The organism is Streptomyces sp. NPDC030991 (assembly GCF_055571235.1).
The window spans coordinates 39,225-51,836 of sequence record NZ_JBVIFR010000029.1 but is presented as its reverse complement, the minus strand read 5'-3'; the positions used below and the strand labels follow the sequence as shown (position 1 = coordinate 51,836).

Annotated in this window: 15 protein-coding genes; 12 read left to right on the top strand and 3 right to left on the bottom strand. The window is 72.1% G+C overall.

What is annotated here, in order from left to right; translation table 11 throughout:
• Positions 1-43: 43 nt before the first annotated feature.
• Positions 44-715 carry a response regulator transcription factor gene (locus ACZ45E_RS35645; RefSeq protein ID WP_468229380.1) on the top strand — a complete coding sequence of 224 codons (672 nt, stop codon included), beginning with the start codon at positions 44-46 and terminating at the stop codon, positions 713-715.
• 31 nt (positions 716-746) lie between these two features.
• On the opposite strand, the gene ACZ45E_RS35640 is transcribed toward ACZ45E_RS35645, so the two are convergent.
• Positions 747-1,853, bottom strand: a complete 1,107-nt coding sequence (locus ACZ45E_RS35640) for a DUF5937 family protein (protein WP_468229377.1) — start codon at positions 1,851-1,853, stop codon at positions 747-749.
• Between the two features lie 216 nt (positions 1,854-2,069).
• Between ACZ45E_RS35640 and ACZ45E_RS35635 the strand changes: the two genes are divergently transcribed.
• On the top strand, positions 2,070-2,312 hold the full coding sequence (locus ACZ45E_RS35635; protein ID WP_468229374.1) for a hypothetical protein: 243 nt from the start codon (positions 2,070-2,072) through the stop codon (positions 2,310-2,312).
• 4 nt (positions 2,313-2,316) lie between these two features.
• Here the strand turns inward: ACZ45E_RS35635 and ACZ45E_RS35630 are convergent, their stop codons facing one another.
• Positions 2,317-3,483 (bottom strand): threonine aldolase family protein, encoded by a 1,167-nt coding sequence (locus ACZ45E_RS35630; protein WP_468229370.1) that lies wholly within the window; start codon positions 3,481-3,483, stop codon positions 2,317-2,319.
• Positions 3,484-3,617: 134 nt separating this feature from the next.
• On the opposite strand from ACZ45E_RS35630, the gene ACZ45E_RS35625 reads away from it, so the two are divergent.
• From ACZ45E_RS35625 to ACZ45E_RS35580, 10 genes are all read left to right on the top strand, one after another.
• Positions 3,618-4,553: a Rossmann-like and DUF2520 domain-containing protein gene (locus tag ACZ45E_RS35625; protein WP_468229367.1), complete on the top strand. Its 936-nt coding sequence runs from the start codon at positions 3,618-3,620 to the stop codon at positions 4,551-4,553.
• Positions 4,550-5,536 carry a pantoate--beta-alanine ligase gene (gene panC / locus ACZ45E_RS35620; protein ID WP_468229364.1) on the top strand — a complete coding sequence of 329 codons (987 nt, stop codon included), beginning with the start codon at positions 4,550-4,552 and terminating at the stop codon, positions 5,534-5,536. Before ACZ45E_RS35625 ends, panC begins: the two co-directional genes overlap by 4 nt.
• Positions 5,533-7,248, top strand: a complete 1,716-nt coding sequence (locus ACZ45E_RS35615) for an L-aspartate oxidase (protein ID WP_468229361.1) — start codon at positions 5,533-5,535, stop codon at positions 7,246-7,248. The genes panC and ACZ45E_RS35615 overlap by 4 nt, the downstream gene beginning before the upstream one ends.
• Positions 7,245-8,243, top strand: coding sequence for a carboxylating nicotinate-nucleotide diphosphorylase (gene nadC, locus ACZ45E_RS35610; RefSeq protein ID WP_468229358.1), 999 nt, complete (start codon positions 7,245-7,247; stop codon positions 8,241-8,243). The genes ACZ45E_RS35615 and nadC overlap by 4 nt, the downstream gene beginning before the upstream one ends.
• Entirely contained in the window at positions 8,243-9,040 is a 798-nt protein-coding gene (locus ACZ45E_RS35605) for a type III pantothenate kinase (RefSeq protein WP_468229355.1), read from the top strand. The genes nadC and ACZ45E_RS35605 overlap by 1 nt, the downstream gene beginning before the upstream one ends.
• 83 nt (positions 9,041-9,123) lie before the next feature.
• On the top strand, positions 9,124-9,720 hold the full coding sequence (locus tag ACZ45E_RS35600; protein ID WP_468229352.1) for a hypothetical protein: 597 nt from the start codon (positions 9,124-9,126) through the stop codon (positions 9,718-9,720).
• Between the two features lie 14 nt (positions 9,721-9,734).
• Complete coding sequence (locus ACZ45E_RS35595) at positions 9,735-9,923, top strand: hypothetical protein (protein WP_468229350.1); 189 nt, start codon at positions 9,735-9,737, stop codon at positions 9,921-9,923.
• Positions 9,924-10,048: 125 nt separating this feature from the next.
• Positions 10,049-10,537 (top strand): BlaI/MecI/CopY family transcriptional regulator, encoded by a 489-nt coding sequence (locus ACZ45E_RS35590; RefSeq protein WP_468229347.1) that lies wholly within the window; start codon positions 10,049-10,051, stop codon positions 10,535-10,537.
• A gap of 9 nt (positions 10,538-10,546) precedes the next feature.
• A complete protein-coding gene (locus ACZ45E_RS35585) occupies positions 10,547-11,107 on the top strand; it encodes an amino-acid N-acetyltransferase (RefSeq protein WP_468229344.1) in 561 nt (186 codons plus the stop codon).
• A 250-nt stretch (positions 11,108-11,357) separates the two neighbouring features.
• The gene (locus tag ACZ45E_RS35580) at positions 11,358-11,693 is read left to right on the top strand and encodes a histone-like nucleoid-structuring protein Lsr2 (RefSeq protein WP_468229342.1); all 336 of its coding nucleotides are present in this window, start codon (positions 11,358-11,360) and stop codon (positions 11,691-11,693) included.
• Here the strand turns inward: ACZ45E_RS35580 and ACZ45E_RS35575 are convergent.
• Positions 11,672-12,295, bottom strand: a complete 624-nt coding sequence (locus ACZ45E_RS35575) for an SCO3374 family protein (RefSeq protein ID WP_468229339.1) — start codon at positions 12,293-12,295, stop codon at positions 11,672-11,674. The two genes, ACZ45E_RS35580 and ACZ45E_RS35575, sit on opposite strands and share 22 nt — an antisense overlap.
• Positions 12,296-12,612: the final 317 nt, after the last annotated feature.

Below are 12,612 nucleotides of genomic sequence, written 5' to 3'. Positions count from 1 at the left end.
ACCGAACCCGCACAAGTGGCCACGAGATGTGAGGACCCGCCCGATGTCGATCAAGGTCATGCTCGTCGACGACCAGGTGCTGCTGCGCACCGGCTTCCGGATGGTGCTCGCCGCCCAGCCGGACATGGAGGTCGTCGCCGAAGCGGGCGACGGCGTCGAGGCGCTGGAGGTGCTGCGCGCGACAGCGGTGGACGTGGTCCTCATGGACGTACGCATGCCGAAACTGGACGGGGTCGAGGCGACGCGACGGATCTGCTCGGGGCCGAACCCGCCGAAGGTGCTGATCCTGACGACGTTCGACCTCGACGAGTACGCGTTCTCCGGGCTGAAGGCAGGCGCCTCCGGCTTCATGCTCAAGGACGTGCCGCCCGGTGAGCTGCTCACCGCGATCCGCTCCGTGCACAGTGGCGACGCGGTCGTCGCGCCGTCGACGACGCGACGCCTGCTCGACCGGTTCGCTCCGATGCTGCCCAGCGGGAACAAGGAGCCGCAGCACAAGCACCTGGCGCGGCTCACCGAGCGCGAGCGCGAGGTCATGATCCTGGTCGCGCAGGGGCTGTCGAACGGCGAGATCGCCGCCCACCTCGTGCTCTCCGAGGCCACGGTGAAGACCCACGTCGGCCGCATCCTCACCAAGCTGGACCTGCGCGACCGCGTGCAGGTCGTCGTCCTCGCCTACGAGACGGGCCTCGTCCGCGCAGGCGGGCACGGCTGAAGCCACGGGGGCGAGTGCGGGCGGCGGCACCTCAGCGCAGTACGCCCTCGATGAAGTCGCCGCCGAGGCGCGAGACCACGCTCAGATCCAACTGGTGCTGCACGTAGCGCCCTTGGCGGCGCGTCGTGATCAGACCCGCCTTCTTCAGGACCGCCAGGTGCCGGGATATCTCCGGCGCCGACATGCCGTGCGCGTCCGCCAGCTCACCGGTCGTGTACGAGCCGCGCGCGAGGTGGCGGCAGAGCCGCATCCGCACCGGGTGGGCCAGCGCGGACATGCGCAGCGTCAGCTGCTCGACGGAGGGCGGTGCCGCGAGCCCCGGTGACGAGACCGGGTACATGATCACGGGCTGCCAGCCCGCGCGGTGCAGCACCCACAGATGGGGCCAGCCGAGGCTGGTCGGGATCAGAACCAGGTCGCCGTCCTCCGTCGCCGTGACCCCGTCGGTGATCTTGTCCACGGTGACGGTGCGGCCCGCGTCGGCAAGCGAGACCGCCGCGGAGGCCGCCGTGAGGGCCTCCCCGAGCCCCTTGCGCCGCACCAGCTCCGTCTTGTGCCGCGCGTCGGCCGCCAGCTGGTGCTGGACCCGCGCCCACACGTCGGAGAAGAACGCCTCCTCGCACTCCCGCAGCAGCTCGCGGAACCAGGACCTGATCGCCGGCGGATCGTCCAACAGGCGCTGCGTGAAACGCACCTGGTGCGCCCCGCGCGCCGCCGCGAGGTCGAGCGCGCGCTCACGGGTGCGCGGGTCGTCGAGGCGGCTGACGGTCCGGCTCGCGTAGGTGGACTGGCAGGTGAACTCCAGCGCGGCGTCGACGAACTGCTCGTCGGACAGCTTGTCGAGCAGGTCGAGCTCCTCGGCCAGCGTCGCCCCGGGGCGGGTGCGCCGCCCGGCGATCCCGGCCGACGGCGTGAAGACGTCGGAGAACGTCGTGCGCCAGAGGAAGTCGGCCTCGCACAGCCGGTCCGCGAGACACGGGTCCAGGCGCGTGGAGACGCTCGTCGTCCACCCCTGCAACCCCGGGTGGTGTGCGGGCTCGGCGAGCGCGTGCAGCGCCATGCCGAGCTCGGCCAGGGGCGAGGGCACGACGCTGACGCGCTCCGGCGTCAGGCCCGTGATGTCGATGCGCACGCTCATGACCCCATGGTGCACGCCGCCACTGACAGCCGGGACCTCGATTGACGGCTCCCGTCAATCGACGTGACCGGAGACCGGAGCCGGGAGCAGTCTCATGGTCATCGGCCCCGAAGTACGGCAGAGCAGCACGAAGTACGAGAGACACGCAGATAGCGGCTCAACTGTTACTTCATGGGGCGTAGCGCGACAATCGAGTTGTTGAGTGAGGTGTTCGCCATGTCCGTCAGCCAGCAGTACGCCCTCGACGCCTACCGCGCCGCCCAGCGCGGCGAAACCGTGGGGCCCGCCCCCAGCCTGCATGACTGGTCCGCCCTGCGCGAGCTGCGCGACTACCGCCGCTTCGAAGCGGTCCTGGCCGGCCGCCCGGCCCGCGGCCGGATCCGCGCGGCCCTGGCCCGCGGGTTCGCCGCCCTCCGCACCCGCCGCACCGCCCCGCACCGGCCCGCCGCGGGGTGCTGAGCCGCTACGGCCGCCCCGGCAGGCGCCGCACGAAGTCCGCGACGGCCGCGCGGACGTCGTCGGCGCCCCACGCCAGGCCAGGCCCGGCGACCGTGACCTCGGTGACCGAAAGCCCCGGCACATCCGTCGCCGACCAGCGCCCGAACAGTGCCGCCTTCGTCTCCTCCGCCTGCGCCACGGCCGCCTCCGTGAGCACGTCCGGGTCATAGGGCAGCCACACCCGGAACTCGTGCGTGTGCGGCACCTCCGGGTGGACCCGCACCCAGCCGGCCCCGGCCGCCGCGAACCCCTCCCGCATCGCCTTCGCGACCACGCGCGCGTGGAGCACGTACTCCGGCAGCCTCGGCAGCTCCCGGTCCAGGCCGACCAGTGCGGCGATGGCCTGCGGGAACTGCTGGAAGATCTGGCCCCCGTAGCGGTGCCGCCACGCCCTGGCCTCGTCGACGAACGACTGCGGGCCCGCGAGCGCCGCGCCGCTGATCCCGCCCAGCGTCTTGTAGAACGACACGTAGACGCTGTCCGCGAGCCCCGCGATCTCGTCCAAGGGACGCCCGAAGTGCTCCGTGCACTCCCACAGGCGGGCCCCGTCGAAGTGCACGACGGCGTCACGCGCGCGGGCCGCCTCGCACACCTCCTCCAGCTCCTGCCAGGCAGGCAGGACGAAACCGGCGTCCCTGAGCGGCAGTTCGAGCATCAGCGTCCCGAACGGCTCGTCCAGGGCGTCCACCTCACCGGCCGTGATCTGGCGCGGCGCGTGGGTGGGGTGCACCGTGCGCAGACCCGTCACCGTGGACAGGGCGTCCCGCTCATGGACCTCCGGATGGCCCAGCGGGTGCAGGGCGACGGTGGAGTTGCCGGTGCGCCCGGCCCAGCAGCGCAACGCGACCTGCTGCGCCATCGTGCCGCTGGGGAAGAACGCGGCCGCATCCTTGCCGAGCAGCGCGGCGACCTTCGTCTCCAGCCGCGCGACGACCCCGCCGCCGTACCAGTCGAGGTCGCCGTCGGGGTCGGTCACCGAGCCCGCGGCCTCCGCGAGCTGCGCGAGCCGCTCACCCAGCGTCGCCTCGTCCGGCCGCCGCGCCAGCGTGCGCTCCGCACCCCGCCAGGCCGCGAGCCGCCGCGCCGCCTGCCTCTCCTCCGCGGACTCCTCGGTCCCGTACGTGTCACTCATCCCCGGATCATGTCGCACACGCGTGCGCTTGCCCACAGCCTGTGGACAGCCGAGGCTCGCCCGCCCAGATAGCGTTAACATGACGAGAAATCGTCCGGTACCCCGAGCGGACTGGAACGGAAGGCCCTCGCCCCGTGTCACTTCCCTCCCCGAACCCCCGACCCGAGCCCAGCGACCCCAGGGACCGCCCGGCCCGCCTCACCGTGGGCGTCGTCGGCGCCGGCCGCGTGGGTCCCGCGCTCGCCGCCTCGCTCCAGCTGGCCGGGCACCGCCCCGTCGCCGTCTCCGCGGTCTCCGACGCCTCCGTCAGGCGAGCCGCCGCCCTGCTCCCCGACGTCCCCGTCGTGCCACCCGCCGAGGTGCTCGCACGCGCCGACCTCGTGCTGCTCACCGTCCCCGACGACGCGCTGCCCGGCCTCGTCGAGGGGTTCGTCGGGACCGGCTCCGTACGCCCGGGGCAACTGCTCGCGCACACCTCGGGCCGGCACGGCACCAAGGTCCTCGACCCGGCCCTGCGCGCCGGCGCCCTGCCCCTCGCGCTGCACCCCGCGATGACCTTCACCGGCACCGCCGTCGACGTCCAGCGACTGGCCGGCTGCTCGTTCGGCGTGACCGCGCCCGAGGAGCTGCGCCTCGCCGCCGAAGCCCTGGTCATCGAGATGGGCGGCGAGCCCGAATGGATCGCCGAAGAGATGCGGCCGCTCTACCACGCGGCCCTCGCGCTCGGCGCGAACCACCTGGTCACCCTGGTCGCCGAAGCCATGGACCTGCTCCGCGACGCGGGCGTCACCGCCCCGGACCGGATGCTCGGCCCGCTGCTCGGCGCCGCTCTCGACAACGCGCTCAGGTCCGGCGACGCGGCCCTCACAGGACCCGTCGCGCGCGGCGACGCCGGCACCGTCGCCGCACACGTCACGGAGTTGCGCAAGCACGCCCCCGGGACCGTCGCCGGGTACCTCGCGATGGCCCGCGCGACCGCCGACCGCGCCCTGGCGCACGGCCTGTTGAAGCCCGAGCTCGCCGAGGACCTGCTCGGCGTCCTCGCGACCGGCGCGGAGGACCCACGATGAGCACGGCACTGCTCCACGAGGGCGAGCAACTGCGGGCACGCACGCGTACCGGCCTGCGCGTCGTCGTCATGACCATGGGCGCCCTGCACGAGGGCCACGCCACCCTCATCCGCACGGCGCGCGCACGCGCGGGCGCCGACGGCGAAGTGGTCGTCACCGTCTTCGTGAACCCGCTGCAGTTCGGCGCGGGCGAAGACCTCGACCGCTACCCGCGCACCCTGGACGCCGACATCAAGATCGCCGAACAGGCGGGCGCCGACGCCGTGTTCGCGCCGTCCGTCGACGAGGTCTACCCAGGCGGCCGGCCACAGGTACGCATCGCGGCCGGACCGATGGGAGAGCGCCTCGAAGGGGCCTCGCGCCCCGGCCACTTCGACGGCATGCTCACCGTCGTCGCCAAGCTCCTGCACCTCACGCGCGCGGACGTCGCCCTGTTCGGACAGAAGGACGCCCAGCAACTCGCCCTGATCCGCCGCATGGCGCGCGACCTCAACTTCGACGTGGAAATCGTCGCCGTACCCACGGTCCGCGAGGCCGACGGCCTGGCCCTCTCCTCCCGCAACCGCTACCTCTCGCCCGAGGAGCGCCACAGCGCCCTCGCCCTCTCCCGCGCCCTGTTCGCGGGCCGCGACCGGCACGCCGCACAAGAGGCCCTGCGCGCGCGTGCCGCCGAGAGCCCGTCCACCCGCGCGCGAGCCCAGGCGCTGGGCGCGCTCGGCGAGGCCCGCGCCGCGGCCGACGCCCACGCCGTCGCCTCCCCGGGCGGCCCCGCGGCCGTCCGCGCCGCGGCCCGCCAGATCCTGGACGAGGCCGCGCGCCTGCGCCCGCCGGTCGAACTGGACTACCTGGCCCTGGTCGACCCGACCGACCTCACCGACATCGGCGACGACTTCGAGGGCGACGCCCTCCTCGCCGTCGCCGCGCGCGTGGGGACGACCCGGCTGATCGACAACCTGCCCCTGACGTTCGGAGCCCGCCCGTGACCACCACCGGCATACGTCTGCACGCCCCCGCCCCCGGCTGGTCCGTCGAGGCCGACGTCGTGATCGTCGGCTCCGGCGTCGCGGGCCTGACCGCCGCCCTGCGCTGCGAGGCCGCCGGCCTGACCACGGTCGTCGTCACCAAGGCCCGCCTCGACGACGGCTCCACCCGCTGGGCGCAGGGCGGCATCGCCGCGGCGCTCGGCGAGGGCGACACCCCCGACGAGCACCTGGACGACACCCTGGTCGCGGGCGCCGGCCTCTGCGACGAGCACGCGGTACGCACCCTGGTCACCGAGGGCCCCGACGCCGTACGCCGGCTGATCGCGACCGGCGCCCGCTTCGACGAGACCGCCGACGGCGAACTCGACCTGACCCGCGAGGGCGGCCACCACCGCCGCCGCATCGCCCACGCGGGCGGCGACGCGAGCGGCGCCGAGATCTCCCGGGCGCTCGTCGACGCGGTCCGCGCGCGTGGGGTGCGCACAGTGGAGAACGCCCTGGTCCTGGACCTGCTGACGGACGCCGACGGCGGGACGGCCGGCGTCTCCCTGCATGTCATGGGGGAGGGCCAGCACGACGGCGTCGGCGCGGTCCTCGCCCCCGCCGTGGTCCTCGCCACCGGCGGCATGGGCCAGGTCTACTCGGCGACCACCAACCCGCACGTGTCCACCGGCGACGGCGTGGCCCTCGCGCTCCGCGCGGGCGCCGAGGTCAGCGACCTGGAATTCGTCCAGTTCCACCCGACCGTGCTCTTCCTCGGCGCGGACGCGGAGGGCCAGCAGCCCCTCGTCTCCGAAGCCGTACGCGGCGAGGGCGCCCACCTGGTGGACGCGGACGGCGTGCGCTTCATGGTCGGGCAGCACGAGCTCGCCGAACTGGCGCCCCGCGACATCGTCGCCAAGGGCATCACGCGCCGCATGCAGGAGCTCGGCACCGAGTACATGTACCTCGACGGGCGGCACTTCGGCGCCGACATGTGGGAGCACCGCTTCCCCACGATCCTCGCCTCCTGCCGCGCCCACGGCATCGACCCCGTCACGGAGCCCATCCCGATCGCCCCGGCCGCCCACTACGCGTCCGGCGGCGTCCGCACCGACCTGCACGGCCGCACCACGGTGCCCGGCCTGTACGCGTGCGGAGAGGTCGCCTGCACGGGCGTCCACGGCGCGAACCGCCTCGCCTCCAACTCGCTCCTCGAAGGGCTCGTCTACGCGGAGCGCATCGCGGACGACATCAAGAAGCAGCACGCCGCGAAGCACCTCCACGCGCGCGTGCCCACCCCGGTTCCGCACCCGCGGACCCCGACCCACCCCCTCCTCCCGCCGGAGGCCCGCTTCGCCATCCAGCGGGTCATGACGGCGGGCGCGGGCGTGCTCCGCTCCGCCGACTCCCTTGCCGAGGCCGCCGCCGGCCTCGGCCGCATCCACGCCGAGGCGGTCAACTCCCTCGCCGAGGACGGCAAGACCGCCGAACCCGGCGTCGACACCTGGGAGGCCACGAACCTGCTGTGCGTGGCCCGCGTCCTGGTCGCCGCCGCCCGCCGCCGCGAGGAGACCCGCGGCTGCCACTGGCGCGAGGACCACGCCGACCGCGACGACACCAACTGGCGCCGCCACATCGTCGTACGCCTGAATCCCGACAGGACCCTGGCCACACACACCACGGCCACCGCAGACTTCCCCGCAACGGCAACGAACCCCCAGGAGCAGTGACCGAAGTGAGCGCCACCCCCGACCTCCCCCTGGCAGACGCCGACAGCGGCGGCTGTGGTGACAACTGCGGCTGTTCGCAGGAGTCCTCCGAGGACGCCATGGAGTGCGGCCTCGACCCGTCGCTCGCCCAGCTCCTGCTCGACGCGGGCCTGCACCCCGTCGAGATCGAGGACATCGCCCACATGGCGATCACCGAGGACCTCGACGGCGGCGTCGACGTGACGACGGTCGCCACGATCCCCGAAGACGCCGTCGCCACCGCCGACTTCACCGCCCGCGAGAACGGTGTCGTGGCGGGCCTGCGCGTCGCCGAGGCGATCATCTCCGTAGTGGCCACCGACGAGTTCGAGGTCGAGCGGCACGCCGAGGACGGCGACCGCGTGGCGGCGGGCCAGAAACTCCTGTCCGTCACCACCCGCACCCGCGACCTGCTCACCGCGGAGCGCAGCGCGCTCAACCTCCTGTGCCGCCTCTCGGGCATCGCCACGGCCACGCGCGCGTGGGCGGACGCCCTGGACGGCACGGGGACGCAGGTCCGCGACACCCGCAAGACCACCCCCGGCCTGCGCTCCCTGGAGAAGTACGCGGTCCGCGCGGGCGGCGGCGTCAACCACCGCATGTCCCTCTCGGACGCGGCCCTGGTCAAGGACAACCACGTGGTCGCGGCAGGCGGCGTCGCCGAAGCCTTCCAGGCGGTCCGCGACCGCTTCCCCGGCCTGCCGGTCGAGGTCGAGGTCGACACGGTCCACCAGCTCCGCGAGGTCCTGGACGCCGGCGCCGACCTGATCCTGCTGGACAACTTCACGCCGGGCGAGACGGAGGAGGCCGTGGCGATCACGGCCGGCCGCGCGCTCCTGGAGTCCTCGGGCCGGCTGACGCTGGAGAACGCGGCCACGTACGCGAAGACCGGCGTCGACTTCCTCGCGGTCGGCGCTCTCACCCACTCCTCGCCGATCCTGGACATCGGCCTTGATCTGCGTGAGGCGGCACTCTGATGCTGCTCACCATCGATGTGGGCAACACCCACACCGTTCTCGGCCTGTTCGACGGCGAGGAGATCGTCGAGCACTGGCGCATCTCCACCGACGCGCGCAGAACCGCCGACGAACTCGCCGTCCTGCTCCAGGGGCTGATGGGCATGCACCCGCTGCTCGGCGACGAACTCGGTGACGGCATCGACGGCATCGCCATCTGCTCGACCGTCCCCTCGGTCCTGCACGAGCTGCGCGAAGTGACCCGCCGCTACTACGGCGACGTCCCCGCGGTCCTGGTCGAACCCGGCATCAAGACCGGCGTCCCGATCCTCATGGACAACCCGAAGGAGGTCGGCGCCGACCGCATCATCAACGCGGTCGCGGCCGTCGAGCTGTACGGCGGCCCCGCGATCGTCGTGGACTTCGGCACGGCGACGACGTTCGACGCGGTCTCCGCGCGCGGGGAGTACGCGGGCGGCGTGATCGCCCCCGGCATCGAGATCTCCGTCGAGGCGCTCGGCGTACGCGGCGCGCAGCTCCGCAAGATCGAGCTGGCCCGGCCGCGCAGCGTCATCGGCAAGAACACCGTCGAGGCCATGCAGTCGGGCATCGTCTACGGCTTCGCGGGCCAGGTCGACGGGGTCGTGCACCGGATGGCCAAGGAACTGACGGCCGACCCGGACGACGTCACCGTCATCGCCACCGGCGGACTCGCGCCCATCATCCTCGGCGAGGCGTCGGTCATCGACGAGCACGAGCCGTGGCTGACCCTGATCGGACTGCGACTCGTCTACGAGCGCAACGTCTCCCGCCTGTAGGGCATGTAGGGCATGTAGGGCAGGGGCGCGCCGGGAATTGCCGGTTAAGCCGATTTGCCCGTAATAGGCCGTACCGTCACTCCATGCCCACGCCCTACGGAAACCGCGGCGGCCTGGCGTTCGGTGCAGAAGAGCTGCGTGTGCTCCGACGCGCCCTCGCCCTCGCCCTCCATCCCAGCCCCGCCTCGGACAAGGACGTCCGGGACTGTCTCCGACTCGCGGAATCGGTCGACGAGGCCAAGCGGGAGAGCGCCCGTCTGCGGGCCTTCCTCCTCGCCGACCTCGACCGGTACCGGGCCGCCCTGCCCGGCTCCGTCACCGGCTACCTGGGCCTCCTCGAGGACGCCCTGGCGGCCGGCCACCAACCCGGCGCCGACGACCTCGCGGGGCTGCGCGCCCTGCGCCACATCCCCGCCGCGGCAGCCCTCCTGGGCCGCTGCCAGGCCCTGGCCGAGCAGGCCGTGCGGGACCGGCTGGAAGCCCGCCACCGCCCCCGCGTCCCCGCCTCCCGTACGCACCTGCTCGCGCTGCCCGGCGGCCTGGCGAACACCGACCGGCAGCCCGCGAAGCCCGGGCCGAGCAGCCCGCCGAAGCCCATGCCCACCCCGGCCGAGGTCTTCCCGCCCAAGCGCCGACCCGCGCAGCCCGCGGCCCCGCCGCAGCAACTGGCCGCGGGCTAGCTACTCTGGGGGGCATGGAATACGTCTCCGCGCTCGTGCCCCCCGTAGTGATGGCCGTGTTCTTCATCCGCCTGATCGTGACGATCGTGAAGTCGCAGGGTGGCGACAAGAAGGCCAAGGAGGACGCGGCCGTCGACGCCGCCCTCGCGCGCGCCGAGGCCGCCCGGCAGGGTGGCCCCGTGCAGCACGAGGCCGGCGCCTGACAGTGCCGGTCCCACGGCCGCGACCGTGGTGAGGGGCGCCCGACGGGCGCCCCTTTTGCTATTGATTGAAGCCGTTTGCCACGTTGTGCGTTGAATTACCGTCTTCTCCCACTATTGTGCTGCTCGTGCCCCGCCCCTTGGGAGAACTCGAAGACGCAGTGATGACACGGGTGTGGAAGTGGAACCGCCCGGTGACGGTGAGGGAAGTCCTGGAGGATCTCCAGCAGGAACGGTCGATCGCGTACACGACGGTCATGACCGTATTGGACAATCTCCATCAGAAGGGCTGGGTGCGTCGCGAGGCGGAAGGCCGGGCCTATCGATATGAGGCCGTCTCCACCCGCGCCGCCTACTCGGCCGCACTGATGAACGAGGCATGGGGACGCAGCGACAACCCGGCAGCCGCGCTCGTCGCCTTCTTCGGCATGATGTCGTCCCAGCAGCGCGAAGCGCTCCGGGATGCCATGCGGATCGTTCAGCCCGAAGTACCCGCCGAAGTACCCGTCGAAGTGCCCGCTGAAGTGCCGTCCGAAGTACCGACCGAAGTGGCACCCGAAGTGCCGTCCGAAGTCCCCTCCGGACCCGGGGAAGCGGACGACGGGACCGGGCGATAGCGTCCGCTCATGCCAGCAGAGCCCCCCGAAGTCTTCACCCGCTCCGATTCGACCACTAAAGCGGTCACCGTCCGCAGGGCCAGGACCGCCGATGTGCCGGCGGTGCGCCGACTGCTCGACGCGTACAGCCGCCGGGGGATCCTGCTCGACAAAGCGACCGTGACGCTTTACGAGGACATCCAGGAGTTCTGGGTCGCGGAACGTGACGACAACGCGGAGGTCGTCGGCTGCGGCGCGCTCCACGTCATGTGGGAAGACCTGGCGGAAGTCCGCACACTCGCGGTGAACCCGCAGGTCAAGGGCGCTGGCGTGGGTCACCAGTTGCTGGACAAGCTGCTCGGGACCGCGCGCTGGCTCGGTGTTCGGCGCGTTTTCTGTCTCACCTTCGAAGTCGAGTTCTTCGCCAAGCACGGCTTCGTGGAGATCGGCGAGACTCCGGTCGATACGGTCGACACCGATGTCTACAGCGAGCTGCTGCGTTCCTATGACGAGGGCGTGGCGGAGTTCCTCGGTCTCGAACGGGTGAAACCGAACACCTTGGGCAACAGCCGGATGCTTCTGCATCTGTGATCGTCCCCGTGCGGTATTCCGGCAACGGCCGACGAGCGGTTCCCTATGTCCGAAACGCGCATGTTTTCTCCCCGGCAGGGCAGCGTACAACTCCGAGATCTCTACCGATCTCAGCCAGGGGTTTGTGTTTTTCCCGCAAAAGCGGTTTGCTTTCCGACGTACTGCAGTACTGCATATAACAAGGGGACGGCGAAACAGCGGCCATGGTCGCCGGGGTCCGGCCCTTCGGATATCGATGAAAGGAAATCCGGTGGCACAGAAGGTTCAGGTCCTTCTTGTCGATGACCTCGACGGTGGCGAGGCGGACGAGACCGTGACGTTCGCGCTCGACGGTAAGACTTACGAGATCGACCTCACCACCGCCAACGCGGACAAGCTCCGTGGGCTCCTCGACGCGTACGTCAAGAGCGGCCGTCGCACCGGTGGTCGCTCCACGACCGGCCGGGGCAAGGCGCGCGCCGCGTCCGGCGGTAACCAGGACACCGCGCAGATCCGCGCCTGGGCCAAGGAGAACGGCCACGACGTGAACGACCGCGGCCGTGTTCCCCAGGCGATCCGCGAGGCTTATGAGAAGGCGAACGGCTGAGATTCCGGCGCTGCCGATGCGCGGCGCAGTCGGGCCCGGTGGCAGTGGGTCGCCGCCGTGTCCACCAGTCGTACGAGATCGGGGGCGCCCCCACCGCCCCCCAGGACCGACCAGGTCGAGACGGCCGTCAGGGTCGTCAGGGCCGGCAGCACCCGTTCCACCTCGCGTCCGGGCTCGGGGGGCCGCACCCATACGGCGGCCTCCCGCGAGCCGGTCCACCCCGCGGGGGTCGGCGCGTCGATGAACCCGTCCGCGCCGACAGCGACGAGGTCCAGGGGCAGCGCCCCCCACTCGAGCCAGTCGAGCAGGCCGGGCAGCTCCTCCGCGCTGCCCGCAGCGACCAGCAGCTGCATCGTCTCCCCCCGGACGGCCACCGGAGAACGGGGATCGCACCTGTGCAGCATCGCGTAGCCCGCGTCGGCCGGCAGCTGGAGCACGTCGAACCGCAGGCCCGTCCGGAGCCGGGCGCCCTCGGGGCCGCTCGTCGCGGCCCAGCCGAGCTCGTCCTCGTACCACTGCCGGACCGCATCGGATCCGGCCGCGTCGAGCGGGCGCCGCGGTGTCGGAACGGCGGTGCCGGGAACAGGCGAAGAGGCGACCATGCCAGGAGCAACCCTCAACAGCCCCCAGGAGTTACGTGCCGTAGTGGCCCGAACGCGCAACGTGGCCGAAAAACAGGCGTACGGAAGCGTGCGGCGGCGCAATGGTGTTCGCCCGTAGCGGAGGGAACCGGCGTGCGCCGCATGGAGTGTCAGTCAGTGCGGGTAAGACATCCCTAGTGAGAGGGGCGACACGAGGGCGCCGGGCATCTCGCGTTCGCCATCGGCGTAGTGATGGTGGGGGTATCTGCCTGGCCTGCGGGAACATCGTCTCGCACCATCGGGTTGGAGCAGTTGTCGGCGTTCGGGGGCAGGAGACT

What these genes read in the sequence shown, in the direction of transcription:
- ACZ45E_RS35645 (WP_468229380.1), top strand. Translation starts at nt 44, where the DNA reads ATGTCGATCAAGGTCATGCTCGTCGACGACCAGGTGCTGCTGCGCACC.
- ACZ45E_RS35640 (WP_468229377.1), bottom strand. Translation starts at nt 1,853, where the DNA reads ATGAGCGTGCGCATCGACATCACGGGCCTGACGCCGGAGCGCGTCAGC.
- ACZ45E_RS35635 (WP_468229374.1), top strand. Translation starts at nt 2,070, where the DNA reads ATGTCCGTCAGCCAGCAGTACGCCCTCGACGCCTACCGCGCCGCCCAG.
- ACZ45E_RS35630 (WP_468229370.1), bottom strand. Translation starts at nt 3,483, where the DNA reads ATGAGTGACACGTACGGGACCGAGGAGTCCGCGGAGGAGAGGCAGGCG.
- panC (WP_468229364.1), top strand. Translation starts at nt 4,550, where the DNA reads ATGAGCACGGCACTGCTCCACGAGGGCGAGCAACTGCGGGCACGCACG.
- ACZ45E_RS35605 (WP_468229355.1), top strand. Translation starts at nt 8,243, where the DNA reads ATGCTGCTCACCATCGATGTGGGCAACACCCACACCGTTCTCGGCCTG.
- ACZ45E_RS35600 (WP_468229352.1), top strand. Translation starts at nt 9,124, where the DNA reads ATGCCCACGCCCTACGGAAACCGCGGCGGCCTGGCGTTCGGTGCAGAA.
- ACZ45E_RS35595 (WP_468229350.1), top strand. Translation starts at nt 9,735, where the DNA reads ATGGAATACGTCTCCGCGCTCGTGCCCCCCGTAGTGATGGCCGTGTTC.
- ACZ45E_RS35585 (WP_468229344.1), top strand. Translation starts at nt 10,547, where the DNA reads ATGCCAGCAGAGCCCCCCGAAGTCTTCACCCGCTCCGATTCGACCACT.
- ACZ45E_RS35575 (WP_468229339.1), bottom strand. Translation starts at nt 12,295, where the DNA reads ATGGTCGCCTCTTCGCCTGTTCCCGGCACCGCCGTTCCGACACCGCGG.